Raw genomic sequence first — 23,948 nt, 5'->3', positions numbered from 1 at the left:
CGGAGACGAAGACCATGGTAACCGGCAGCAGCCCCTCCCGCCCGGCACGGTCCGGCACGCCGCTCGCCGATCTGTCGCCCGCCTATTTCGGGCTGGTCATGGCCACCGGCATCGTCTCGCTGGCCGCCTTCATGATGGGGCATGCGAGCCTGGCCTTCGTCCTGTTCTATCTGAACATCGCCCAATATCTGGTTCTGTGCTGCTTGTACGCGCTGCGGGCCTTTCGCTATCCGGGGCGGTTCTTCGGCGACATGGTCGCCCATCGCACCGGGCCGGGTTATTTCACGGCGGTGGCCGGGACCGGCGTCCTGGCGAGCCAGTTCATGGTGCTGCGGGAGAACGTCGCGGCCGGCGCGGTCCTGTGGCTCCTCGCCCTGCTTCTGTGGTTCTGCCTGACTTATACGATCTTCACCGCTTTCACCGTCAAGCGGGAGAAGCCGCCGCTCGACGAGGGCATCAGCGGAAGCTGGCTGCTCGCGGTGGTGGCGACGCAGGCCTTGTCGGTGTCGAGCGCGCTGCTGGCGGCGCGCCTTGGCCAGCCCTACCGCCTGGAGCTCAATCTGCTGTCCCTGTCGATGTGGCTGTGGGGCGGCATGCTCTACATCTGGATGATGTCGCTGATCTTCTACCGCTACGCCTTCTTCCGCTTCTTGCCGAGCGATCTCGCGCCGCCCTACTGGATCAACATGGGCGCCATGGCGATCTCGACGCTGGCCGGCTCGCTCCTGATCCTCAACGCGCCGCAGGCGCCCTACCTGATGTCGCTCCTGCCGTTCCTGAAGGGCTTCACGGTTTTCTACTGGGCGACCGGGACATGGTGGATCCCGATGCTGCTCCTGCTCGGGATCTGGCGCCATGGTTTCGAGCGCTTCCCCTTCGAATACGACCCGCTGTACTGGGGGGCGGTGTTCCCGCTCGGCATGTATGCCGCCAGCACCTGGCAGCTCGATCACGCCATGGAGTTCGGCTTCCTGTCGCCGCTGCCGCGCGCCTTCCTCTGGATCGCCCTCACCGCCTGGGCGATCACCTTCATCGGCATGGTCCGCACGCTGGTCAGAAGCCGGCTGAGCTAGACGACCCGCATCGGCAGGACCGAAAAGCCGCTCGCCGGATAGATCGCGCGCACGGGCGCCCATCCGGGGACGAGCGCGATCTCGCGCGTTTCCTTCAGGAGCTCCTCCATCACCACGCGCAGCTCCAGCCGGGCGAGCCCAGCGCCGGGGCAGACATGGATGCCGCGCCCATAGAGGAGGTTCTGCTCAGGATCGCGGTCGAGGCGGAATGCGTCCGGGTCGCCGAACACGGCCTCGTCGCGGTTTGCCGAAGCCCAGATCAGCGAGATCCGCTCGCCCGCCTCGATCCGGCGGCCGCCGATCTCGACGGCCATGGTGGCGATCCGCCGGTTGGCGATCAGCGGGGCGTGCAGCCGCAGGATTTCGTCGATCGCGGCCGGCAGGAGATCGGGATCCTCGCGCAAGCGCTGCTGAAGCGCGGGATGCTCGCCGAGATAATGAGCCAATATGCCGACGCAGGCCGTGATCGTGCCCAATTCGCCGACGGTCCAGTTGCGCAGGATCGAGACGATCTCCTCCTGGCCGAGCGGCCTGCCGTCGACCGTCTCGCGCAGGAGATCGGTGGTGGCGTCGTCCGGCGCCGCCGCGCCCGCATCGCGCCTCGCCTGGAGCAGCTCGCCGATATAGCCGTCGAAGGCGAGCGCGATCTCGGCCATCGCCCCGGTGTCCCGGGCGAGCGTCGCCTCGTGATTGCGCCGCACCCAGTGCAGCAACGGCTCGTGCAGGCTTTCCGGCCAGCCGAGGAAGGCGCATTGCACGCGCACGGCGAAGAGCTGCGCCAGCTCCGCGACGAGATCGATCGCGACGCCGCGCCTGAGCCGCGATACGAGCTCGACCGAGATCGCGCGGCAGGGCGCCTCGAAGGCGTCGACGCGCCGGGGCGCGAACTGGCGCTCGATCAGCCGGCGATAGGCCGTGTGCAGCGGCGGATCCATGCCGCTGGGCACCGACAGATGGCGGGAAACGACGCTGCTGAAGCGACGATGGTCCTCCAGCACGCGCACCACGTCGTCATGGCGCAGGAGCGACCATCCGAGGTAATCGCTGTAGGCCACCGGGCAGCGCCGGCGCATCCCGTCATAGGCGGCGATCTGATCGGCGAGAACCTCGTCGGATCGCGGGTCCCAGTCGGGAACGACCTCTTTCGAAGCGGACATCGGAAGGCATTCCTCGCACCCGGCGGCGACTCGAGCGCTTCCTTAGCCGCCCGCACCGCCGCAGACATTGCGCGGGCGCAAGCATCACCGCTGAATCACGGCCGGGGCGCGGCCGCTCTTGCATCCCCGGGCGCGGGATGGCACGGCTTCGCCCGCCCAGACGGGCGCAACGCACCGAGGCGGGAAGCGATGGACGACGCGATCGAATTCGACAGGAGCGCGACGACGGCACCCGGCGCGGTGGCTGAGCTGTCGCCGCTCGTGCGCCGCATCATCGCCGGCAATGGCGGGCCGATGACCTTCACCGGCACCTGCTCCTATATCGTCGGCCACGGCACGGTCGCGATCATCGATCCGGGCCCGGACGATTCCGGCCATGTCGAGCGGCTGCTGGCGGCCGTCCGCGGCGAGACGGTCAGCCATATCGTCGTGACCCACACCCATCGCGACCATTCCCCCGCCGTGCCGGCCGTGAAAGCGGCGACCGGCGCGACGGTGGTGGGCTGCGGGCCGCACCGCCCCTCCCGGGAGCTCGGGCCTGGCGAAGGCCGCGTGCTCGACGCCGCCGCCGATACCGGCTTCGCGCCCGATTGGGCGATGGGCGACGGCGACACGGTCTCCGGCCCCGGCTGGAGCCTCGCCGCCGTCGAGACGCCCGGCCACACCGCCAACCACCTCGCCTTCACGCTCGCCGCGGAAGAGACGCTGTTCTCCGGCGACCACGTCATGGCCTGGTCGACCACGATCGTCGCCCCGCCCGACGGTTCGATGGCCGCCTATATGGCCTCGATCGAGAAGCTGCGCGGGCTTACCCATGCCCGCTACTGGCCGGGCCATGGCGGGCCCGTCGCCGAGCCGCAGCGTTTCCTGCGCGGCCTCGTCCAGCATCGCCGCCAGCGCGAGGCGGCGATCCTGAACCGGCTCGATGCCGGCGACGAGACGATCGCCGCCATGGTGCCGGTGATCTATCAGGGGCTGGCGCCGGCCCTGCACCGGGCCGCGGCGCTGTCGATGCTGGCCCAGCTCGAGGACCTCGTCCTGCGCGGCGTCGTCGCCTGCAGCGACGCGATACCGGCGCTCGCCAGCCGCTACAGGCGCGTCTGAGACGCTCCTCAGCGGCTGTCCATCAAAAGCTCGATCTCGTCGGCGAAGGCGGCGATCCGCGCCGCATTGGCGCCGAGATCGTGGCTGCCGAGGCGCGAGGCCGAGCGGATGTCGATGCGGCTGCCGTCGACGCGGGGCCTGACGCGGATGGTGATGTCCTCGGAGAAGCGCAGGATGCGGCCGCGCGCGATCGCCTCGACACGGCCCGTGCCGCTGCGTCCGCCGGGCCGCACCGTCTCCAGCACCTGCCAGCCGAGCCCGCGCGCCGCCCGCCGGGCGAGGTCGAAGGCGGCCTCCGCCGGCACTTCGAGCAGGATCGGCACGGCCTTGGGATAGGCCCGCCGCTGCAGGCGCCGGCTCTCGGGCGGGGGATCGGGCGGGACCCGGCCGGCGCGGGCCGTCAGCGCGGCTTGGGAGCGGCTGAAGGCCGGCGGATCGTCGATATCGGTCGAGACATCGGTGAGCGCCGGCCTCGTCGCGAGCCTGAATGCGACGAAGCCCGCCGGAACGAGCAGGACGAGCGAGAGCGTGAGCGCGCCGGCCGCCATGCCGACACCGCGATGACCCGAATGCCAGATGCGGACGAAGGCGAGGATGGCGAGGCCGAGCGCCGCGAGCACCAGGACATAGGCGCCGGCGACCGGGGCGAGCCCCTCGATGCTCGGCTCGCCGAGCCGCACCAGCAGAAGCGAGAGCATCAAGACCGCGCAGGAGAACCAGGCCAGCCGCCGGCTCCAGACGGCGGCGCGCGAAACCGGTTCCGTGAAGACCAGGCGGCGGTGCATCGCATCTCACTGCCCGCCGGGCTCGCGCAAGGCAAGCCCGCCGATCGGATGCTCGCCTGCCCGTGCGAGATGGTTTAGGTCTCATCTTTCGAGAGCGGGGGGAGCGCCATGCCCACAGCGAAAGCCATGCCGCAGGCCGCCGCGGAACCGGACCGGGTCTGGTTCCGCTTCATGCGGCTGCACCAGCGCATGCTGATTCAGATGACGGCGCGCATCCGCAGGCTCGGCCTCTCGATCCCGCAATTCGACCTGCTCTCGACCCTGACCGAGCAGGAGGGCATCAGCCAGAGCGAGCTCGCCGAACGGCTCTACGTCACCAAGGGCAACGTCTCGGGGCTGGTCGACCGGCTGGTCCAGGCGGGGCTGGTCGAGCGGCGCGCCATCGCCGGCGACCGGCGCTCCTACGCCATGCACCTGACGCCGGAAGGCCGCCGGCTCGCCGAGGCCGGCATCGCCACGCAGCGCGACTTCGTCGCGAGCACGCTGGGCAGGCTCGAGCCCGGCGACCTCGCCGAGCTCGACCGGCTCGTGCTACTCTGGCGCGACCTCGCCCGCGCCGTCGACGCCGCCTGAGCGGCGCCGGCACGGGCCGGCGGCAGGATCGACCGTCCCTTGCCTCGAAATCGCTCAATCCTTGCGCCCGGATCGGCGTATCCTGGCGCGGATATTGAACAGGCACGGAGCCGCTCATCATGCTGACCAATCTGGCCGTCCGGGATATCGAGACCCTCGTCCACCCCTACACCAACCTCGCGACCCATCGCGAAACCGGGCCGCTGGTGCTGGAGAGCGGCAAGGGCATCCATGTCTACGACACCACCGGCAAGGAATATATCGAGGGCATGGCGGGGCTGTGGTGCACCAGCCTCGGCTACTCCAACGAGGAGCTGATCGAGACCGCCGCCGCGCAGCTGCGGAAGCTGCCCTTCACCCATATCTTCACCGGGCGCAGCCATGATCCGGCGATCGAGCTCGCCGAGAAGCTCAAGGAGATCGCTCCCGTCCCGATCTCCAAGGTGTTCTACGGCACCTCCGGCTCCGACGCCAACGACACCCAGGTCAAGATCGTCTGGTATCTCAACAACGCGCTGGGCCGGCCGCGGAAGAAGAAGATCATTTCGCGGCTGAAGGGCTATCACGGCGTCACCGTCGCCACCGCCTCGCTGACCGGCCTGCCCAACAATCATATCGATTTCGACCTGCCGCTGCCCGGCATCCTGCACACCTCCTGCCCGCATCACTACCGTTTCGCCGAAGCCGGCGAGAGCGAGCAGGATTTTTCCGCCCGTCTCGCCGCCGAGCTCGAGGAGATGATCCTGCGCGAGGGGCCGGACACCGTCGCCGCCTTCATCGCCGAGCCGGTGATGGGCGCCGGCGGCGCGATCACCCCGCCGGAGGGCTATTTCGAGAAGATCAACGCGGTCCTGGCGAAATACGACATCCTGTTCATCTCGGACGAGGTCATCACCGGCTTCGGCCGCACCGGCAAGATGTTCGGCACGCAGACCTACGGCATGGCGGCCGATTCGATCTCGCTCGCCAAGCAGATCACCTCGGCCTATTTCCCGCTCAGCGCGGTGATGATGAACGAGAGGATCTACGATGTCCTCGTCGACCAGAGCCGCAAGATCGGCGTCTTCGGCCACGGCAACACCTATGCCGGCCACCCGGTCGGCTGCGCCATCGCGGTCAAGACGCTGGAGATCTATGAGCGCGAGAAGATCGTCGATCACGTCGCCCGGGTCGCCCCGACCTTCCTGCGCCGGCTGAACCGGCTCGCCGAGCATCCGCTCGTCGGCGAGGCGCGCGGCGTCGGCCTGATCGGCGGCATCGAGCTCGTCAGTGACAAGCGTACCAAGGCCGCCTTCGAGGCGAAGAAGGGCGTCGGCCCCAGGGCCGTCTCCTTCGCGCTGGACGAGGGCCTGATCACCCGCGCCATGGGCGACCGCCTCGCCTTCTGCCCACCGCTGGTGATCACCGAGGCCGAGATCGAGGAGATGTTCGACCGCTGCGAGCGCGCCCTCGACAAGACCCTGAACTGGGCCAGGGCCGAGGGCCTTATGGCCTGACTGGAACCGGCGGGCCTGATCTGCGTTGAGGAAGCACGGCGACGCGCGCAAGGCCGGATGGCCCGGCGCTCCCAGCCCTGGTTTCAACGACTGGAACCACCCCTCGAGACCCACTCGACTGACCGGCGCGGAACCCTTCCCGCCGGTCTTTTTTCGTCTGCGCCGCGCCCGAAAGGCGAGGCTCAGACGACGACGACCCTGGCGCCCGCCGGGACGCGGTTGTAGAGGTCGATCACGTCGATATTGCGCATCCGGATGCAGCCCGAGGAGGCCGAACGGCCGATCGTCTCCGGCTCGTTGGTGCCGTGGATGCGGTAGAGCGTGTCGTGGCCGTTCTGGTAGAGGTAGAGCGCGCGCGCGCCGAGCGGGTTCTCCGGCCCGCCGTTCATGCCGCCGGCGACGGGCTTCAGATGCGGCCAGCGCTTCACCATCTCGGCCGGCGGCGTCCAGCGCGGCCATTCGGCCTTGCGCTGGACCACGGCCTCGCCGGTCCAGCCATAGGCTTCGTCGCCGGTGGCGACGCCGTAGCGGATCGCCTTCTTGTTCGGCAGCACGAGATAGAGGAACTTCTCCCTGGTATCGATATAGATCGTACCGGGCGGCTGGCCGGTCGGATCGGCGATCTCGTAAGGCAGATAAGGCAGATAGGTGTCGAACTTGGGCACGAGCGCGATATATTCGGCGTCGCGGGCCGAGAGCGCCGGCGCGTTGACGCTCTTGTACTGGCACGCCCCCAGCAGGGCCGACAGCGCCAGTGCGACGAAAACGGTCTTGTTCATAGCTTCCACCAGAGCGGCCCGGAGACAGCCTTTATGATGAATCAGATCTTAACGCTTCGTATCGCCGGGGAGAGCCTGCAAACAGATGACCCGAGCGGTCAGGGCAGGGACGATCCCGCGCAGGACTAGGCTCCAAACCGGCGCGGCGCAATCTTGTTCCCCGCGCCGCACCCGCAACAGCCGCGAACGTGGCAAACCGGCCACGGTCCCACCACCGGACAAACCCCGTGACGACCCTGCTGATCACCCACCCCGCCGGCCTGCTGCACGCCGCGCTCCCCGGGCATCCGGAGCGTCCGGACCGGCTCAGGGCCGTGGAGCAGGCGCTCGAAGCCGAGCGCTTCGCCCCGCTCGTCCGGCTGGAGGCGCCGCGCGGCACGCTGGAGCAGATCGGCCTCTGCCACCCCCTGCCGCATGCGCAGGCGATCCTCGACGCCGCCCCGCAGCAGGGCTTCGTGGCGCTCGATGCCGACACGGCGATGTCGCCCGGTACCGTCGAGGCGGCGCTGCGCGCCGTCGGCGGCACTGTTGCCGCCGTGGACGAGGTCATGGCCGGCAGGGCCCGCAACGCCTTCGTGGCGATGCGCCCGCCCGGCCACCACGCCGAGCGCGAGCGCGCCATGGGCTTCTGCTTCTTCAACCAGGCGGCCATCGCGGCACGCCACGCGCAACGGGCGCACGGGGCGAAGCGCGTCGCCATCGTCGACTGGGACGTGCACCACGGCAACGGCACGCAGGACATCTTCTGGGACGACGCCTCGGTGCTCTACGCCTCCGTCCACGAGATGCCGCTCTACCCCGGCACCGGCGCGGCCTCGGAGCGCGGCAGCGCGGGCACGATCGTCAACGCCCCCTTGCACGCAGGGGACGGCTCCGACGAATTCCGCGACGCCTTCGAGAACACGATCCTGCCGCGGCTCGATGCGTTCGCTCCGGATCTGGTGGTGATCTCGGCGGGGTTCGACGCGCATTGGCGCGACCCGCTCGCCAGCCTCAACCTGCGCGAGGCCGATTTCGCCTGGGCGACGCAGAAGCTGATGGAGGCGGCCGATCGCCATGCCGGCGGCCGCATCGTCTCGGTGCTGGAGGGCGGCTACGATCTCGAGGCGCTGGCGAAATCGACGGCGGCCCATGTCGCGGCCCTGATGGAGCCCTGACGGCCGGGCTCGCGAAGCGCCCGCGAGGGTTCAGGGCGGGCCCTCGTCGCAGCGCGCGATCGTCTCGACGATCGCCACGGCCAGGGCGCGCTCCCGCTGCGAGCGGATTCGCCCGAAGGCGGCATCGAGCCGGTCGGGCCGGGGCGGCAGCTCGGCCGCCGGCGCATAGTTCGCCTGATCCTCGGCGAAGCCCGCATCCGTTCGGGACAGGCCCTCGAAGAAGGCCGCCGGGCTCGTTTCCAGGAAGCGCGCCAGCAGGAAGAGCGCCGCCGCGCTCAGACGATCCCTGCCTTTCTCGTAATTCCCCATCTGCTGGAACGAGACGCCGAGGATCGTCCCGAGATCCGCCTGGCTCAGGCCGCGCTTCTTGCGGAGCAGGCGCAGGCGCGCCCCGATATGACGGTTGATCCCCTCAGCTTCGATGCGCATGACGCCCCCCGGCCAAATCGGGCGGCATTCTGACGACACAGCGCAACCCCGTCCAGAGATGATCCGGGCGCGACGGCCGGCCTTTGGGGTCCTCGGTGCGGATTACGCCGCCCTGGCGAGGAAATCCTCGGCATAGTGGCAGGCGACATGCCGGTCGTCGACCTCGCGTTTCTCGGGACGCTCGGCCCGGCAGCGCTCGGTGACATGGGGACAGCGGGTCGAGAAGACGCAGCCCTTCGGCGGATCGAGCGGAGAGGGCAATTCGCCGCGCAGCACGATGCGCTCGCGCTTGCCCGCATCGACGCGCGGCGTCGAGGCGAGCAGCGCCTGCGTATAGGGGTGCAAGGGACGGGCGTAGATGCGCTCCTTCGGGCCGTGCTCGATGGCGTTTCCGAGATACATCACCATGACGTCATGGGCGATGTGGCGCACCACGCTGAGGTCGTGCGAGATGAACAGATAGGCGAGCTTCAATTCATCCTGGAGATCGGCGAGCAGGTTCAGGACCTGCGCCTGGATCGAGATGTCGAGCGCCGAGACCGGCTCGTCCGCGACCACGACCTTGGGCGAGAGGATCAGCGCACGCGCGATCGCGATGCGCTGGCGCTGGCCGCCAGAGAACATATGCGGATAGCGGGCATAATGCTCGGGGCGCAGGCCGACCTTGGCCATCATCGCGCGCGCCTTCTCGGTGCGTTCGGCCGCGGAGAGGTCGGTGTTGATCTTGAGCGGCTCCTCCAGGATCGTGCCGATCTTCTTGCGCGGATTGAGCGAGCCGTACGGGTTCTGGAACACGAACTGCACCGTGCGGCGCAGCCGCCTGCGCTCGGACGCGGGCGGGTTGACGGCGTCGAGCCCATCGAGCGTCAGCGCGCCCGAGGTCGGCGTCTCGATCAGCGTCGCCATGCGCGCCAGCGTCGACTTCCCGCAGCCGGATTCGCCGACGATGGCGAGCGTGCGTCCGGCCGCGACCGAAAAGGAGACCTTGTTCACCGCCTGCAGCTGCGCCGGCGGTCGGAAGAGGCCCTGCCTGACCGGATAGACCTGCGTCAGCTCGCGCGCTTCGATCACGGGGGCGGTCATCGCGCGGCCTCCTGCGTCCGGCCGGCTTCGTCGCGGGCGCGCTCGGCGTCGCGCTGCGGATCGCCGAGCGGGTAGTGGCAGCGCACGCGCCCGTCCTTCCAGTCGCGCAGCTCCGGCTGGACGGTGCGCGAATGTTCGGTCGCATAGGCGCAGCGCGGGCTGAACAGGCAGCCCTTCGGCCGGTCGTTCAGGCCCGGCACCATGCCGGGGATGGTGGCGAGCCGGCTCGCATGCTCGCTGCGCTCCGGCAAGGCCGCGAGCAGGGCGGCGGAATAGGGATGCTGCGGATCGGAGAACAGCGCGCCGACCTTGCGCTCCTCCATGATCTGCCCGGCATACATCACCATGATGCGCTGCGCCGTCTCCGCCACGACGCCCATGTTGTGGGTGATCAGCACGAGCGCCATGTTGCGCTCGCGCTGCAAGCTCATCAGCAGCTCGAGGATCTGCGCCTGGATGGTGACGTCGAGCGCGGTCGTCGGCTCGTCGGCGATCAGCAGGCGCGGATTGCAGGCGATCGCCATGGCGATCATCACGCGCTGGTTCATGCCGCCCGAAAGCTGGTGCGGATAGGCTTTGAGGCGGCTTTCCGGCGCCGGGATGCCGACCTGCTCCAAAAGCTCTGTCGCGCGGCGCCTCGCCGCCCTGCCGTCCATGCCCTCGTGCTTCTTCAGCGTCTCGGCGAGCTGGAAGCCGATGGTGAAGCAGGGGTTCAAGCTTGTGCTCGGCTCCTGGAAGATCATCGCCACGTCCTTGCCGGTGAGGCGGCGCCGCTCGCGCGCGGACATGGTCAGGAGATCGCGGCCGTCGAAGCTGAGCTTGTCGGCGCGGACGCGGCCGGGATAGCCGACGAGCCCCATCAGCGCGAGCATGGTGACGCTCTTGCCGGAGCCGGATTCGCCGACCACGCCGAGCACCTCGCCCTCGTCGAGGGTGAGGTCGATGCGGTCGACGGCGCGCAAGGTTCCCTGCGAGGTCGGGAATTCGACGCTGAGGTTTTCGATTTCGAGCAGGGGCATGGGATCAGCGCTTCAGCTTGGGGTCGAGCGCATCGCGCAGGCCGTCACCGAGCAGGTTGAAGGCGAGCACGGTGATGAGGATGGCGAGGCCCGGAAAGGTGACGACCCACCAGGCGCGCAGCACGAATTCGCGCGCGTCCGCCAGCATCGTGCCCCATTCGGGCGTCGGTGGCTGGGCGCCGAGCCCGAGAAAGCCGAGCGCCGCCGCGTCGAGGATCGCGGTGGAGACGCCGAGCGTCGCCTGCACGATCAGGGGCGCGGCGCAGTTCGGCAGGATCTCGGAGAACATCAGCCTGACCGTCTGCGCGCCCGAGACCTTGGCGGCGACGACATAGTCCTTGGAGGCTTCCGCGATCACGGCGGCGCGCGTGATGCGGACATAGTGCGGCAGCACGACGATGGCGACGGCGAGCATCGCGTTCATCAGGCCGGGGCCGAGGATGGCGACGATGACGATGGCGAGCAGGAGGCTCGGCATCGTCATCAGGATGTCCATCAGCCGCATGATCGCGATGTCGGCGAGGCCCTTGAAATAGCCGGCGATCAGCCCGAGCACGACGCCGACGACGATGGCGAGCGCGACGACGGCGATGCCGATCACCAGCGAGAGCCTGGCGCCATGCAGCAGCCGCGAGAGGATGTCGCGGCCGATCGCGTCGGTGCCGAGCGGATAGGAGAGCGAGCCGCCCTCCTGCCAGAAGGGCGGCTTGAGGAAGACCGCGTTGTTGGTGAGGTTCGGGTCGTGCGGCGCGATCCAGGGCGCGAACAGTGCGCAGAGCAGCACCAGCACGATCACGACGAGGCCGGCGACGGCGCCGCGATTGGCGCTGAAATAGCTCCAGAACTCGCGCAAGGGGTGCGGCGGCGCGATGGCCGGGGAGGCAAGGGTCTCGGTGCTCATGGGGCTGGTCATCGGGCGTGCCTGATGCGCGGGTTGATCAGGCCGTAGAGCAGGTCGACGACGAGGTTGACGCTCATCACCACTACGCCGAGCAGCAGGGTTCCGCCCTGCAGGACGGGATAGTCGCGCCGGCTGATCGCCTCGATCAGCCATTTGCCGACGCCGGGCCAGGAGAAGATCGTCTCGGTCAGGATCGCGCCGGTGAACAGCGCGCCGACCTGGAGGCCGATGACGGTGACGATCGGGATCAGCGCGTTGCGCAGCGCGTGCAGCGCCACGACCCGGACCGGCGCCATGCCCTTGGCGCGGGCGGTGCGGATATAATCCTCGCCCAGCACCTCCAGCATCGCCGAGCGGGTCATGCGGGCGATGACCGCGAGCGGCACCGTGCCGAGCACGATCGCCGGCAGGATAAGATGCGACAGCGCCGACCGGAAGGCGTCGATGTCGCCCGCCAGCAGGCTGTCGATGGTCAGGAAGCCGGTGACCGGCTCGATGAAATACTGCACCGCGATGCGCCCCGAGACCGGGGTGATGCCGAGCTGCACCGAGAACAGCAGGATCAGCAGGAGCCCCCACCAGAAGATCGGCATCGAATAGCCGGTGAGCGAGACGCCCATCACGCCATGGTCGAAGATCGAGTTGCGCTTCACCGCGGCGATGACGCCGGCCGGCAGCCCGATGATCAGCGCGATCAGGATGGCGGAAAGCGCGAGCTCGATCGTCGCCGGGAAGAGCTGGCCGAACTCGGTCAGCACGTTCTCGCGGGTGACGATCGACTTGCCGAGATCGCCCTGCACGACGCGCTCGATATATTTGCCGTACTGGACGAGCAGCGGCCGGTCGAGGCCGTATTCGGTCAAAAGCTGCGCGTGGCGGGCGGCATCGATGCCGCGCTCGCCGGCCATGGTCTCGATCGGATCGCCGGGGACGAGGCGCACGAGGAAGAAGGCGAGCAGCGTGATGCCGATGAAGGTCGGGACGATCAGGCTCAGCCGGGTGAAGATGAAGCGCAGCATGGTTCAGTGTTTCCGGCCGGGCGTCACGGACCGACGCGTCGCTTGGATTCATGGCCCTGTCGCGCGGCCGGTTCGGGAACGCGGCGGCGCCGTCGGGCAGGCATCGGCCGCGCCCGTCCGGGCGCGGCCGGCGCGGCGGCTCAGTTGCCGATGTCGACGCCGTAGAAGGTATGGCGGCTGAACGGCGAGAGCTTGAAGTCCTTCACCTCCTTGCGGACCGGCTTGAGCTGGACCGCATGGGCGATGGTGAACCAGGGCGACTGCTCCTTGAACACCACCTGCGCCTGCCGGTAGAGCCTCTCGCGCTCGGCCTGGTCGGTCACGGTCTTGGCCTTGGTCACCAGCTCCTCGAAAGGCCCATAGCAGAACTTGGCGACGTTCGAGCCGTTGGTCTTGGCCGAATCGCAGCCGAGCAGCGTGTGCAGGAAGTTGTCCGGATCGCCGTTGTCGCCGGTCCAGCCGAGCATGCCGGTCTGGTGCTCGCCCGCCTGCATGCGCTTGCGGTACTCGCCCCATTCGAAGCTCTTGATCTCGGCCTTGACGCCGACCTTGGCGAGGTCCGCCTGCATCAGCTCGGCGATGCGCCTGGCGTTCGGGTTGTACGGGCGCTGCACCGGCATTGCCCAGAGGTCGATCTCGAGCCCGTTCGGATAGCCGGCCTCGGCCAGTTCCTTCTTGGCCGCCGCCGGATCGTAGGGATCGTCCTTGATCGTCTCGTTATAGGACCACATCGAGGGCGGGATCGGGTTCACCGCGGCGATGCCGCTGGAGAGATAGACCGCGTCGATGATCGCCTGCTTGTTGATCGCCTTGTTGATGGCGCGGCGCACCTTGACGTCGTCGAACGGCTTCTTGGTGGTGTTGTAGGCGAGATAGCCGATGTTCAGGCCCGGCTGCTCCAGGATCTGGACATTGGCGTCCTTCTTCATCGCGTCGAGATCGGCCGGGTTCGGATAGGGCATGACATGGCATTCGCCCTTCTGCAGCTTGGCCCAGCGCACCGAGGCGTCGGGCGTGATCGCGAAGACGAGGTCGTCGATCTTGGCCTTGCCGGCCCAGTAGTCGGGGAAGGCCTTGTAGCGGATGATCGCGTCCTTCTGGTACTGCACCAGCTGGAATGCACCGGTGCCGATCGGGTCCTGGTCGAGCTTCTCGGGCGTGCCGGCCTTCAGCATGGCGTCGGCATATTCCTTCGACTGCACGCTGGCATATTGCATGGCGAGGTCGGAGAGGAAGGGCGCCTCGGGCTGGTTCAGCGTGAACCTGACGGTGTAGTCATCGACCTTCTCGACCGATTTCAACAGCTTGGGCATGCCCATGTCGTTGAAATAGGAGTGGTTGGAGCTGGTCACCTTGAAGAACGGATGGTCTTCCTTCCATTGCCGCTCGATCATGAACATGATGTCGTCGGCGTTGAAGTCGCGCGTCGGCTTGAAGTTCTTGTTGGAGTGCCACTTCACGCCCTTGCGCAAGTGGAAGGTGTAGGTCAGCCCATCCGGCGAGATGTCCCATTTCTCGGCGAGTGCCGGCTGGACCTTGGTGCCGCCGCGCTCGAACTGGACGATGGTATCGTAGATCTGGGTGTTCGCGTCGAAGGACGTGCCGGTGGTGTTGACGCTCGGCGCGAAATTCTCGGGGCTGCCCTCCGAGCAATAGACCAGCGTCTTGGCCATCAGCGGCTGCGCCGCCGTCAGCGCGGCGGCCGACAGCGTCGCCAACAGAATTCTCTTCATGGAAGTCTCCCTGAACGCCGCTGCGCCCTGCTTGAGGGCGGCGAGCGGCTCCGTCGCATCGGTAGCTCCGCGGGCGGAAACCCCAGGCTGCCTTGTTTTCAGTTTATTGAAAGAAAAGCGGCTGGGATAGACGGTCGGCCGGGCGCGGAGCCGGCTCGGAAGGGCCGCGACGATGATACTTTAGTCCGGTCGGGCCGGAGCCCGGCCCGGTTTGAGGCAGGTCAATTGCAGGCCGCCGGCGAAAGCCTCGCCCGGCCGAGCACCATCATCCGCTCGACCTGGAAACCCTGGCGCCGCAGCGCGTCGTGGTCCTGCGGCCAGGCGGCCGAACGCTCGAGCGAGATCGCGATCCGCGGCAGGTTGAGCTCGATCGCGAGCTCGTTGGCGAAGCGCAGCAGGGCATGGACGAGGCAGGTGCCCGGCAGGCGCAGCATCGCGAGCTCGGAGATTTCCAGCGCGGTGCCGCCTTCCAGCGTGGGCGCGACGCGGAAGGCGAAGACGGCATGCGGCACGGCGCGCGCGTCGCTGAGCGCGAAGACGCCGCGCGGCTGCGTGCCGTCCTGCGAATTGCCGCGCACGAAGGCTGCCCACCCCTCCGGCGTGACCTCGGGGTGCAGCATGGCGACGAGGCCATACACCGTGTCGGCGCCGGCCGGCGCGATGCGCGCGACCTGGAAGATGTCGTCGCCCGTCACGAATGCTCTCCGGTCTTCGGAACGCACACCGTGATTGCCGGGCCCACCGGGGCGCATTGACCTGGATCAAACCATTCGGCCGCATTCGCGAGCCCACTTTGTCGGTTCGGGCGTATTAGGGTATGGTCGGCCGATGATCAGGAAGATACGATCGTGAACGGTCAGCTCGCGGCGTGCGATGGCCCCGACTGCGGCGGAGGCGGCTGCCGCAGCTGCATGGTCCGCCGGGTCAGCGTCTGCGCCTCCCTGACGGAGGACGAGCTGGCGCTGCTGGAGTCCCTGGCCCATCCGACGCATTTCGCCGCCGGCGAGACGCTGTTCGCCCAGGGGCGCGAGGCGCATTCGGTCTACAACGTCACGGCCGGGGCGGTTCGCCTCTACAATCTGCTCGCCGATGGCCGCCGCCAGGTGGTCGGCTTCGCGCTGCCGGGCGATTTCCTCGGGCTCGCCATGCGCGACGCCTATGGCTTCTCGGCCGACGCCATCGGCGCGGTGAGCGTCTGCGCCTTCTCGCGCGCCGCCTATACCGCGCTGGTCGACGCCAAGCCGCATCTGCTGAAGCGGCTGCACGAATTCGCCACGCATGAGCTCACCCTCGCCCATGAGCAGATGATGCTGCTGGGCCGGCGTACGGCCGAGGAGAAGCTGATCTGCTTCCTGCACGGCATGCAGCAGCGCTGGGCGCGAATCGGCAAGCCCTCGGTCACCGTGCCGCTGCCGATGACGCGGCAGGACATCGCCGATTTCCTCGGCCTGACCATCGAGACCGTCAGCCGCACCTTCACCCGCCTCGCCCGGGAAAAGACCATCCTGATCGTGCCCGGCGGCGTGCGCGTGATGAACGCCGAGCGGATGAGCGCGGTGGCGGCCTGACGGGCTTGCGCTCAGGCGGCATCCGGCGCCATCCTCGCGCCCGGCAACGACACCGGAGCGATGACAGATGACGACGCGGCGTGAACTCCTGGCCGGGGCGGGACTGGCGGCGCTGGCGGCCGGGCTTCCCCGCGCCGCGCTGGCGCAGCCGAAGGACGCCGTCACCATCGCCCAGACGCTGGAGCCGCCGACGCTGGACCCGACCTCGGGCGCAGCCCAGGCGATCCGCGAGGTCACGCTCCAGAACATCTTCGAGGGCCTGGTCAAAATCGACCGGACCGGCAAGCTTCAGCCTTGCCTCGCCGAGAGCTGGCAGCTCGGCGACGACGCCGTCACCTATCGCTTCAAGCTCCGGCAGGGCGTGCGCTTTCATGACGGCACGCCCTTCACCGCCGATCAGGTGAAGTTCTCCTTCGAGCGGGCGCTCGCCCCCGATTCCACCAATGCCCAGCGCCAGCTCTTCACGCCGATCGCGACGATCGAGACGCCCGATCCGGCGAGCGTGGTGATCAGGCTGAAGCAGCCCACCGCCAATTTCCTCTACGGCCTCGCCTGGGGCGACGCGGTGATCGTCTCGCCGGCGACGGCAGCCGGCAACAAGACCGACCCGGTCGGCACCGGCCCGTTCAAATTCGCCCGCTGGAACCGCGGCGACCGGCTCGAGCTTACCCGCTTCGACGGCTATTGGGGGCAGGCACCGGCGCTGGCGCGGGCCACCTTCCGCTTCATGTCCGATCCGCAGGCGCAGGTCGCGGCGCTCCGGGCCGGCGACGTCGACGCCCACACCAACCTCTCGGCGCCCGAGGCGGTGCCGCAGCTCAGGGCCGATCCGAGGCTCAAGGTCACGATCGGCGCGACCGAGGGCGAGACCGTGCTCGCCACCAACAACGGCAAGCCGCCCTTCGACAATCTCAAGGTCCGGCAGGCGATTGCGCACGCGCTCGACCGCAAGGCGATCGCGCTCGGCGTCTACGGCTTCGACGTGCCGCTGATCGGCAGCCATTTCTCGCCGCTGCACCCGGCCTATGTCGATCTGACCGGCACCTACCCTTACGACCCCGCCAAGGCCAGGGCGTTGCTGGCCGAGGCCGGTTTCCCGAACGGCTTCTCCTGCACGCTGAAGCTGCCGCCGCCGTCCTATGCCCGCCGCTCCGGCGAGATCGTCGCGGCGATGCTGGCCGATGTCGGCGTCAAGGCGGCGATCGAGTCGCTCGAATTCCCGCAATGGCTGGAGCGCGTCTTCCGCAACAAGGACTACGACCTCAGCATCATCGCCCATACCGAGCCGCTCGACATCGATATCTATGCGCGCGACGGCTACTACTTCCAGTACAAGGACCCGGACTTCAAGGCGCTGATCGCCAGGATCGCAACGACCCTGCCGGAGGCGGAACGCAATGCCCTCTACCGGCAGGCGCAGGAGAAGCTCGCGCGCGACGCGGTCAACGGCTTCCTGTTCGTCCTGCCCAAGATCACCGTCGCCAATGCCGCGCTGGAGGGGATGTGGACCGACTGGCCCCTGCCGGTGACGCCGCTGGCGGAGCTCAGCTGGCGGTGAGCCGCGGTCTTCCGAGGTGACCGGCTACGTCCTGCGCCGGCTCACCGCGCTCATCCTGACCCTGCTGGCGGCGGCGCTGGTGATCTTCGTCATGCTCGAAATCCTGCCCGGCGATCCGGCGGCGGTGGCGCTCGGGCTCAACCCGGCGCCGGAGGCGCTCGCCGCGCTGCGCGCCGAGATGGGCCTCGACAAGCCCGCCGCGCTGCGCTTCGTGCTCTGGCTCGGCGGGCTCGCCACCGGCGATCTCGGGCTGAGCTATACCTATCGCGTGCCGGTCTCCAAGCTCATCCTCGAACGGATGGCGGTGACGCTGCCGCTGGCGCTGATGGCGATCGGGCTTTCGACCGCGATCGGCATCCCGCTCGGCGTCTTCGCCGCCGCGCGCCATGGCGGTCCGGCCGATGCGGGCGTGATGGCCTTCGCCCAGGCCGGGCTCGCCATCCCGAATTTCTGGTTCGGCCTCCTGCTCGTGCTCGTCTTCGCCGTCGGGCTCGGCTGGCTGCCGGCCGGCGGCTTTCCGGGCTGGCAGGAGCCGGGCGCCGCGCTGAAGGCGCTCCTCCTGCCGGCGCTCGCGCTGGCGCTGCCGCAGGCGGCGATCATCGCGCGGATGACGCGCTCGTCGATGCTCGACACGCTGCAGGAGGATTTCGTCCGCACCGCCCGCGCCAAGGGCCTGAGCGAGGGCACGACGCTGCGCCGGCATGCGCTGCGCAACGCGCTGATCCCGGTCGTGACCATCCTCGGCCTGCAATTCTCGGTGCTGATCGCCGGCGCGATCATCATCGAGAACGTCTTCGCCCTGCCGGGGCTGGGGCGGCTCGTCTTCCAGGCCATCGCCCAGCACGACCTGATCGTGGTCAAGGACCTCGTCCTGTTGTTCGCGGGGGCGGCGATCCTGATCAATTTCGTGGTCGAGCTCACCTACGGGCTGATCGACCCGCGGCTGAGGCAGGCATGAGCGGCGCGGGCGGCCGGCGGCGCTGGTGGCTGACGCCCTCCTGCGTGATCGGGGCGGCGCTCACCGGGCTCGTCGTCGCGATGGCGCTGATCTCCTACCTCTGGACGCCCTGGCCGCCGACGCGGATGGCGATCCTGAACCGGCTGCAAGGCCCCTCCGCCGCGCATTGGTTCGGCACCGATCCGTTCGGGCGGGACGTCTTCTCGATGATCATGGTGGGCGCGCGCAATTCGCTGGCGGTGGGGCTCGGCGCCGTCGGCGTCGGCATGGTCGCGGGGACGGCGCTGGGACTGGCGGCTTCCGTCCGGCGCGACGGCCTGCTCGACCATGCCATCATGCGTACGGCCGATTTCACCCATGCCTTTCCGGCCGTGCTGACCGCGATCATGATGACCGCGATCGCGGGACCGGGCATGCTCAACGCCGTCGTCGCCATCGCCGTCCTGAACCTGCCCTATTTCGCGCGGCTCGCGCGCGGGGCGGCCCTGCAGGTCAGGGCGCAGGACTTCATCCAGGCGGCGCGGGCGGCCGGGCTCGACGACCGCCAGATCACGCTGCGTCACGTGCTGCCCAACATCGCCGGCATCCTGGCGGTGCAGGCGACGATCCAGTTCGCGCTCGCGGTGCTGGCCGAGGCGGGGCTGTCCTATCTCGGATTGGGCACGCAGCCGCCCAACCCCTCCTGGGGGCGGATGCTCAACGAGGCACAGACCTTCATGGCGGCGCAGCCCTGGCTCGCGATCTTTCCCGGCGCCGCGATCGCGCTGACGGTGCTGGGCTTCAACCTGCTCGGCGACGGCCTGCGCGACGCCGTCGATCCGCGCCTGCGCCGCAGCCGGTGAGAGATGTAAGGAAGCTTCGATGACCGACCTTGCCGATCTGAGCGCCAGCGAGCTTCTTGCCGCCTACAGGGCGCGCCGGCTCTCGCCGGTCGAGGTGACGCGGGCGGTGATCGCCCGCATCGCTGCCTGGGAGCCGCATCTTAACGCGCTCTGGGCCTATGACCCCGAGGGCGCGCTGGCGCAGGCGAAAGCCTCCGAGGCGCGCTGGCTGAGGGCCGAGGCGCTGCCGCTCGACGGCGTGCCCGGCACGATCAAGGAGAACATTCGCACCAGGGGCGTGGCCGTGCCGCTCGGCACCGCCGCGACCGATCTCGCCCCCGCCGCCGACGACGCGCCCCCGGCGGCGCGGCTGCGCGAGGCCGGCACGATCATCCTCGCCAAGACGACGATGCCCGATTACGGCATGCTCTCGTCGGGGCTGTCGAGCTTCCACAAGCTCGCGCGCAACCCCTGGGACACCAGCAGGAATCCCGGCGGCTCCTCGGCCGGCGCTGGTGCTGCTGGAGCGGCCGGCTACGGCCCCTTGCATGTCGGCACCGATATCGGCGGCTCGGTCCGGCTGCCGGCGGGTTGGTGCGGGCTCGTGGGCTTGAAGCCCTCATTCGGGCGCGTGCCGATCGATCCGACCTATTACGGGCGCGTCGCCGGGCCGATGACGCGCACGGTCGAAGACGCCGCGCTGATGATGCGCGAACTGTCGAAACCCGATCCGCGCGATCCGATGAGCCTGCCGCCGCAGGAGATCGACTGGCTGGCGCTCGAGCACGATCCGAAGGGCCTGCGCCTCGGCCTCCAGCTCGATGCCGGGATCGGCCTTGCCGTCGAGCCCGAGACCAGGGCGGTCGTCGAGGCGGCGGCGCGGGCCTTCGCGGAGGCCGGCGCCATCGTCGCGCCGGTCGCGCCGCACATCACCCGCGCGATGCTCGACGGGCTCGACGATTTCTGGCGCCAGCGCGCCTGGGTCGATATCGGCGCCCTGCCGGCCGAGAAGCAGGCCAAGGTGCTGCCCTATATCTTCCGCTGGGCGGAGGGCGGGAGGGAGCTGTCGGGCGAGCGCGTCTATCGCGGCATGAGCCAGATGATGGCGATGCGCGAGGCCGCGCTGCAAGCGATCCGGCCTTACGACTTCATCCTCTCCCCGGTCTCGCCGGTGCCGAGCTTTCCGGCTGAATGGGCCTCGCCGGTCGACGACCCGGCGCGGCCCTTCGAGCATATCGGCTTCACGGTGGCGGCGAACATGTCGGACCAGCCGGCGATCTCGGTCCATGCCGGGCTGACGAAAACGGGCCTGCCGATCGGCCTCCAGATCACCGGCCGGCGCTTCGACGATCTCGGCGTGCTCAGGCTGGCGCGGGCCTGGGAGAGGATGCGCGGCCCCATACCCCGGCCCGGGGCGCCGGGCTAGATTCCACCGGCGTTACCGTCCTGTAAGGGAATGTTCCGTAAGCGATATTCATAAGGTCGAACCCGTGATCCCGGCCGCGCGCCGCAAGCTGGTTGGATAGCCGTGAGCGAGATTGCCGCAGAATACCTGTCCGCTCAGGCCCGTCGCCGGAACGCCGTCACGCTGCTCTTCTTCCTGCTCGCGGCGCTCGCCTTCCTGCTCCGCACCGTCATCTCCCCTCAATTGATGAACATGGTGGTGTCCTATTCCACCCCGGGAGGGAGCTTTCCCGAGAAGCTGCATATCGGAACCTATGCGATCTTCCTGGTGCTCGCCGCCATCCTGGCGACGCGCCCCATCCGCCTCGAAGGCGACGAGATCAGGCTGTTCAGCGCGACGCTGCTCTATGCGGCGCTGTTCCTGCTGCTCCTGCCCTATCTCGCCGTCATGGGCCTCGCCGGCTCGGCCGGCTTCCTCATCGATGCCTATCTGGCCGCCTGCGCGGCGGCGATGATCATGCTGTTCCTCGGGGAGGATGTGCGCCGGGCGCTCGGAAACGTCATGCTCGGGATGCTCGTCCTCAGCGCCGTGATCGGAACGGTGGAAGCCGCCACCCGGCATCGGCTCTTCCCCTATCCCATCGCGGAACTGCAGTTCCGTCCGATCGGGCTGACCTACCACCCGCTGGCGCTCGGCGCATTCAGCGCCACCGCCATCGGCTTCGTCGTGCTGACGCGCTGGAGCGTCTGGGTGCGCGCGCTGTGCATCGCCATCCTGTTCGTCGGCACGGCGGCATCGGGCGCCCGGGCCGCCCTGCTGCTCGCCGCCGGCGAGATCCTGCTCCTGATCGTCCTCCTGCCCTGGCCCGGCCTGTCCGCCCGCCATCAGCGGCAGGCGAAGCTCGTCACGCTGCTGATCACGCTCGGCGCGGGCGCAGCCCTGATCGCGGTGCTGTTCTCGGCCGGCCTGCTGAACCGGTTCAGCAACACGCTCTTCGATCAGAACTACGATGCCCGCGTCAAGATCTACGACATATTCCAATATGTAAGCTGGAAAGACATCCTCCTCGGCATGGACGCCAACGAGACGATGAGGATCCTCAACGAAAAGCTGCACTTGCCCTTTATCGAGAGCACGCCGGTCTCTCTGACGCTTCTATTCGGCTTTCCGATCGCATTGCTTCTCGCGGTGACCTTCTTCTGGTTCATCTTCCAGTTGCTGCGCCAGGCGCCGCTGGCCGCCTGGATCGCCACGGCGATTTCGCTCGCGGCGGCGCTGTCGAACAACGCACTCTCTTCGAAATCCCCCGATGTCCTGCTGCTGGTTATCCTGCTCCTGGCCTATCGGAACCCGGCTCCTCCGGCCGGGCAGGCAGGGATGGCCGCGACACGTCGCGGATCGGATCGCCCAAGAGCCGCAGGCCGTTGAGGACGACGAGCACCGTCCCACCCTCATGCCCGATGACCGCGAGCGGCAGCGGCAGCGCGAAGAAGGCGGCGCCGGTCACGAGGATGAGCATGGCGCCGATCGCGAAGGCGAGGTTCTGACGGATGACCGCCGCGGTCCGCCGCGACAGCCGATGCGCCGCCGCCAGCCGCCCCATATCCTCCGACAGCAGCGCCACATCGGCCGCCTGGAGCGCGACCTCGGAGCCCGCCACCCCCATGGCGACGCCGACATCGGCGCGCGCCAGCGCCGCCGCGTCGTTGACCCCGTCGCCGACGAAGGCGAGCTTTCGTCCCCGCCCCGCTTCGGCGACCAGCCGGACCTTGTCCTGCGGCAGCATCTCCGCATGGATCTCCCCGTCCTTGAGACCGAGCTCATCCCCGATGCGCAGCGCGACCGGCCGCCTGTCGCCGGTCATCATCAGGATCGTCGTCACCCCGCCGGCCCTGAGCGCCGCGAGCGCGCCGGCGGAGGTCTCGCGCGGCCGGTCGGCGACGCTGACGGCACCGAGGAGATCGGCCCCGCGCCCGAGATAGACCACGGTCTCGGCTCCGTCCCGAAGCACCTGCAAAGCCGCCTGGTCGGCCGAGGCGCCCATGGCCTCGACCATCCGGCGGTTTCCCGCCCAGAGCGGCCCGACATCGTCCTCGCCCGTGATGCCGGCGCTGGGCAGCGCCCGGACGTTTCGCGCCACGCGGACGGCGAGGCCGCGCCGGGCGGCCTCGCGCCGCAGGGCATCGGCGATCGGATGCTCGGAATGGGCCTCGAGGCCGGCCAGCGTCGCGATCAGGCGATCCTCGTCGCCATTGAGCGCGACGAGGCCCATCACGCTGGCGCGCCCCGTCGTCAGGGTCCCCGTCTTGTCGAAGGCGAAGACGTCGACGCTCGCGAGCGTTTCGAGCGCGGCCCCGCCCTTGAACAGCACGCCGCCGCGCGCCGCCGCCGACAGCGCCGACAGGATCGCGGCGGGCACGGAGATCACGATGGCGCAGGGGCTGGCCGCCACCAGCATGGTCGCAGCCCGGTAGAGCGCCGTCTCCCACGGGTTTCCGAGCCAGAGGAAGACGCTGAGCGCGACGAGCGAGCCGAGCAGCACCGCGACCGTGTAACGCTGCCCGAACCAGGCGCTGAACCGTTCGGAAGGCGCCTTCGCGGCTTGCGCCTGCGTGACGAGCGCGATCATCCGGGCAACGGTGGAGTGCTCGAGGTTTTTCGCGATCCTGACCTCGAGAACCCCGTCGAGATTGACCGTCGCCTCGAAGACCTGGGCGCCGGGCTCCCGGCGAACCGGCATCGATTCGCCGGTGATCGTGGATTCGTCCAGCGAGCCGCGCCCGGTGACGATCACGCCATCGGCCGGAACGCGCGCGCCGGGGCGAAGCACCACCAGATCGCCGACGCCGAGATCGGCCGCCGGGATCTCCTCGATCGTGCCGTCCTGCGTCTTGCGCAGCGCCGTTTCGGGGCGCAGCAGCATCAGCGCCTCGATGGCGCGCCGGGCCCGCCCCATCGCCCGCTCCTCGAGCGTCGTCGACAGGCTGAACAGCGTCAGCAGCACCGCCCCCTCGACCGCGGCGCCGACGATCGCCGCCGCGATGGCGGCGATGATCATCAGGAGGTCGATGTCGAAGACATGGTCGCGCCAGAGCGCTCGCGCCGCCCGCCACCCGGTCGGCACGCCCCCGGCCAGATAGGCGAGCGCCGTGCCGGCCAGGGTGATCTGGGGCGCAAACCCGCGCTCCGGAAGCCAGCCGCCCGCAAGGGCGAGCAGGAGACCGATCACGGTCGCGGCCGTGAGCGCGACGGACAGGCCCGACGCAAAACGCTGCAACACAGCCTCCCATGCGGGATCGGCGGCCGATGGATTTCCACCAGCTTCGGATC

Annotated in this window: 22 protein-coding genes; 11 read left to right on the top strand and 11 right to left on the bottom strand. The window is 69.0% G+C overall.

The window, feature by feature from the left end; all coding sequences use genetic code 11:
* Positions 1-14: 14 nt before the first annotated feature.
* Entirely contained in the window at positions 15-1,073 is a 1,059-nt protein-coding gene (locus M9917_RS06820) for a tellurite resistance/C4-dicarboxylate transporter family protein (protein WP_297252094.1), read from the top strand.
* Here M9917_RS06820 and M9917_RS06815 read toward each other — a convergent pair.
* On the bottom strand, positions 1,070-2,230 hold the full coding sequence (locus tag M9917_RS06815; RefSeq protein WP_297252092.1) for a cytochrome P450: 1,161 nt from the start codon (positions 2,228-2,230) through the stop codon (positions 1,070-1,072). The genes M9917_RS06820 and M9917_RS06815 overlap by 4 nt on opposite strands.
* 189 nt (positions 2,231-2,419) lie before the next feature.
* Between M9917_RS06815 and M9917_RS06810 the strand changes: the two genes are divergently transcribed.
* Entirely contained in the window at positions 2,420-3,334 is a 915-nt protein-coding gene (locus M9917_RS06810) for an MBL fold metallo-hydrolase (RefSeq protein ID WP_297252090.1), read from the top strand.
* Positions 3,335-3,342: 8 nt separating this feature from the next.
* Here the strand turns inward: M9917_RS06810 and M9917_RS06805 are convergent, their stop codons facing one another.
* Positions 3,343-4,119 carry a DUF1499 domain-containing protein gene (locus M9917_RS06805; protein WP_297252088.1) on the bottom strand — a complete coding sequence of 259 codons (777 nt, stop codon included), beginning with the start codon at positions 4,117-4,119 and terminating at the stop codon, positions 3,343-3,345.
* A 108-nt stretch (positions 4,120-4,227) separates the two neighbouring features.
* Between M9917_RS06805 and M9917_RS06800 the strand changes: the two genes are divergently transcribed.
* Positions 4,228-4,692, top strand: coding sequence for a MarR family winged helix-turn-helix transcriptional regulator (locus tag M9917_RS06800; protein ID WP_297252086.1), 465 nt, complete (start codon positions 4,228-4,230; stop codon positions 4,690-4,692).
* A 119-nt stretch (positions 4,693-4,811) separates the two neighbouring features.
* Positions 4,812-6,188, top strand: a complete 1,377-nt coding sequence (locus M9917_RS06795) for an aspartate aminotransferase family protein (protein ID WP_297252084.1) — start codon at positions 4,812-4,814, stop codon at positions 6,186-6,188.
* 182 nt (positions 6,189-6,370) lie between these two features.
* Here the strand turns inward: M9917_RS06795 and M9917_RS06790 are convergent, their stop codons facing one another.
* Complete coding sequence (locus M9917_RS06790) at positions 6,371-6,967, bottom strand: L,D-transpeptidase (protein WP_297252083.1); 597 nt, start codon at positions 6,965-6,967, stop codon at positions 6,371-6,373.
* A gap of 227 nt (positions 6,968-7,194) precedes the next feature.
* On the opposite strand from M9917_RS06790, the gene M9917_RS06785 reads away from it, so the two are divergent.
* Positions 7,195-8,124 (top strand): histone deacetylase family protein, encoded by a 930-nt coding sequence (locus M9917_RS06785; protein WP_297252081.1) that lies wholly within the window; start codon positions 7,195-7,197, stop codon positions 8,122-8,124.
* 30 nt (positions 8,125-8,154) lie between these two features.
* On the opposite strand, the gene M9917_RS06780 is transcribed toward M9917_RS06785, so the two are convergent.
* The 7 genes from M9917_RS06780 to M9917_RS06750 form a co-directional block, all read right to left on the bottom strand.
* The gene (locus M9917_RS06780) at positions 8,155-8,553 is read right to left on the bottom strand and encodes a helix-turn-helix transcriptional regulator (RefSeq protein WP_297252079.1); all 399 of its coding nucleotides are present in this window, start codon (positions 8,551-8,553) and stop codon (positions 8,155-8,157) included.
* A 102-nt stretch (positions 8,554-8,655) separates the two neighbouring features.
* Positions 8,656-9,636, bottom strand: a complete 981-nt coding sequence (locus M9917_RS06775) for a peptide ABC transporter ATP-binding protein (RefSeq protein ID WP_297252077.1) — start codon at positions 9,634-9,636, stop codon at positions 8,656-8,658.
* A complete protein-coding gene (locus M9917_RS06770) occupies positions 9,633-10,655 on the bottom strand; it encodes an ABC transporter ATP-binding protein (RefSeq protein ID WP_297252075.1) in 1,023 nt (340 codons plus the stop codon). Before M9917_RS06770 ends, M9917_RS06775 begins: the two co-directional genes overlap by 4 nt.
* A gap of 4 nt (positions 10,656-10,659) precedes the next feature.
* Positions 10,660-11,556 carry an ABC transporter permease subunit gene (locus M9917_RS06765; RefSeq protein ID WP_297252074.1) on the bottom strand — a complete coding sequence of 299 codons (897 nt, stop codon included), beginning with the start codon at positions 11,554-11,556 and terminating at the stop codon, positions 10,660-10,662.
* An 8-nt stretch (positions 11,557-11,564) separates the two neighbouring features.
* Positions 11,565-12,575, bottom strand: coding sequence for an ABC transporter permease subunit (locus M9917_RS06760; protein WP_297252072.1), 1,011 nt, complete (start codon positions 12,573-12,575; stop codon positions 11,565-11,567).
* Between the two features lie 140 nt (positions 12,576-12,715).
* A complete protein-coding gene (locus tag M9917_RS06755; RefSeq protein ID WP_297252070.1) occupies positions 12,716-14,308 on the bottom strand; it encodes an ABC transporter substrate-binding protein in 1,593 nt (530 codons plus the stop codon).
* Between the two features lie 221 nt (positions 14,309-14,529).
* The gene (locus M9917_RS06750) at positions 14,530-15,003 is read right to left on the bottom strand and encodes a hypothetical protein (protein ID WP_297252068.1); all 474 of its coding nucleotides are present in this window, start codon (positions 15,001-15,003) and stop codon (positions 14,530-14,532) included.
* A 153-nt stretch (positions 15,004-15,156) separates the two neighbouring features.
* Between M9917_RS06750 and M9917_RS06745 the strand changes: the two genes are divergently transcribed.
* From M9917_RS06745 to M9917_RS06720, 6 genes are all read left to right on the top strand, one after another.
* A complete protein-coding gene (locus M9917_RS06745; RefSeq protein ID WP_297252066.1) occupies positions 15,157-15,876 on the top strand; it encodes a Crp/Fnr family transcriptional regulator in 720 nt (239 codons plus the stop codon).
* A 67-nt stretch (positions 15,877-15,943) separates the two neighbouring features.
* Complete coding sequence (locus M9917_RS06740; RefSeq protein WP_297252064.1) at positions 15,944-17,434, top strand: ABC transporter substrate-binding protein; 1,491 nt, start codon at positions 15,944-15,946, stop codon at positions 17,432-17,434.
* A gap of 16 nt (positions 17,435-17,450) precedes the next feature.
* Complete coding sequence (locus M9917_RS06735; protein ID WP_297252062.1) at positions 17,451-18,392, top strand: ABC transporter permease; 942 nt, start codon at positions 17,451-17,453, stop codon at positions 18,390-18,392.
* Entirely contained in the window at positions 18,389-19,234 is an 846-nt protein-coding gene (locus M9917_RS06730; RefSeq protein WP_297252060.1) for an ABC transporter permease, read from the top strand. The genes M9917_RS06735 and M9917_RS06730 overlap by 4 nt, the downstream gene beginning before the upstream one ends.
* A gap of 19 nt (positions 19,235-19,253) precedes the next feature.
* Entirely contained in the window at positions 19,254-20,639 is a 1,386-nt protein-coding gene (locus M9917_RS06725; RefSeq protein WP_297252059.1) for an amidase, read from the top strand.
* 102 nt (positions 20,640-20,741) lie between these two features.
* On the top strand, positions 20,742-22,046 hold the full coding sequence (locus M9917_RS06720) for a VpsF family polysaccharide biosynthesis protein (RefSeq protein ID WP_297252057.1): 1,305 nt from the start codon (positions 20,742-20,744) through the stop codon (positions 22,044-22,046).
* Here M9917_RS06720 and M9917_RS06715 read toward each other — a convergent pair.
* Positions 21,943-23,898 (bottom strand): heavy metal translocating P-type ATPase, encoded by a 1,956-nt coding sequence (locus tag M9917_RS06715; RefSeq protein ID WP_297252055.1) that lies wholly within the window; start codon positions 23,896-23,898, stop codon positions 21,943-21,945. The genes M9917_RS06720 and M9917_RS06715 overlap by 104 nt on opposite strands.
* Positions 23,899-23,948: the final 50 nt, after the last annotated feature.

The sequence above is a fragment of the Bosea sp. (in: a-proteobacteria) genome, from assembly GCF_023953965.1.
Classification (GTDB): Bacteria; Pseudomonadota; Alphaproteobacteria; order Rhizobiales; family Beijerinckiaceae; genus Allobosea.
The sequence above is the reverse complement of the archived record's forward strand: the minus strand, read 5'-3'. Positions and strand labels throughout refer to the sequence as shown.

Excerpts from the sequence above, each read along its gene's own strand:
- M9917_RS06805 (WP_297252088.1), bottom strand. The coding sequence starts at position 4,119 with ATGCACCGCCGCCTGGTCTTCACGGAACCGGTTTCGCGCGCCGCCGTC.
- M9917_RS06820 (WP_297252094.1), top strand. The coding sequence starts at position 15 with ATGGTAACCGGCAGCAGCCCCTCCCGCCCGGCACGGTCCGGCACGCCG.
- M9917_RS06725 (WP_297252059.1), top strand. The coding sequence starts at position 19,254 with ATGACCGACCTTGCCGATCTGAGCGCCAGCGAGCTTCTTGCCGCCTAC.
- M9917_RS06800 (WP_297252086.1), top strand. The coding sequence starts at position 4,228 with ATGCCCACAGCGAAAGCCATGCCGCAGGCCGCCGCGGAACCGGACCGG.
- M9917_RS06755 (WP_297252070.1), bottom strand. The coding sequence starts at position 14,308 with ATGAAGAGAATTCTGTTGGCGACGCTGTCGGCCGCCGCGCTGACGGCG.
- M9917_RS06775 (WP_297252077.1), bottom strand. The coding sequence starts at position 9,636 with ATGACCGCCCCCGTGATCGAAGCGCGCGAGCTGACGCAGGTCTATCCG.
- M9917_RS06765 (WP_297252074.1), bottom strand. The coding sequence starts at position 11,556 with ATGAGCACCGAGACCCTTGCCTCCCCGGCCATCGCGCCGCCGCACCCC.
- M9917_RS06795 (WP_297252084.1), top strand. The coding sequence starts at position 4,812 with ATGCTGACCAATCTGGCCGTCCGGGATATCGAGACCCTCGTCCACCCC.
- M9917_RS06770 (WP_297252075.1), bottom strand. The coding sequence starts at position 10,655 with ATGCCCCTGCTCGAAATCGAAAACCTCAGCGTCGAATTCCCGACCTCG.
- M9917_RS06810 (WP_297252090.1), top strand. The coding sequence starts at position 2,420 with ATGGACGACGCGATCGAATTCGACAGGAGCGCGACGACGGCACCCGGC.
- M9917_RS06740 (WP_297252064.1), top strand. The coding sequence starts at position 15,944 with ATGACGACGCGGCGTGAACTCCTGGCCGGGGCGGGACTGGCGGCGCTG.
- M9917_RS06815 (WP_297252092.1), bottom strand. The coding sequence starts at position 2,230 with ATGTCCGCTTCGAAAGAGGTCGTTCCCGACTGGGACCCGCGATCCGAC.
- M9917_RS06780 (WP_297252079.1), bottom strand. The coding sequence starts at position 8,553 with ATGCGCATCGAAGCTGAGGGGATCAACCGTCATATCGGGGCGCGCCTG.
- M9917_RS06790 (WP_297252083.1), bottom strand. The coding sequence starts at position 6,967 with ATGAACAAGACCGTTTTCGTCGCACTGGCGCTGTCGGCCCTGCTGGGG.
- M9917_RS06730 (WP_297252060.1), top strand. The coding sequence starts at position 18,389 with ATGAGCGGCGCGGGCGGCCGGCGGCGCTGGTGGCTGACGCCCTCCTGC.
- M9917_RS06760 (WP_297252072.1), bottom strand. The coding sequence starts at position 12,575 with ATGCTGCGCTTCATCTTCACCCGGCTGAGCCTGATCGTCCCGACCTTC.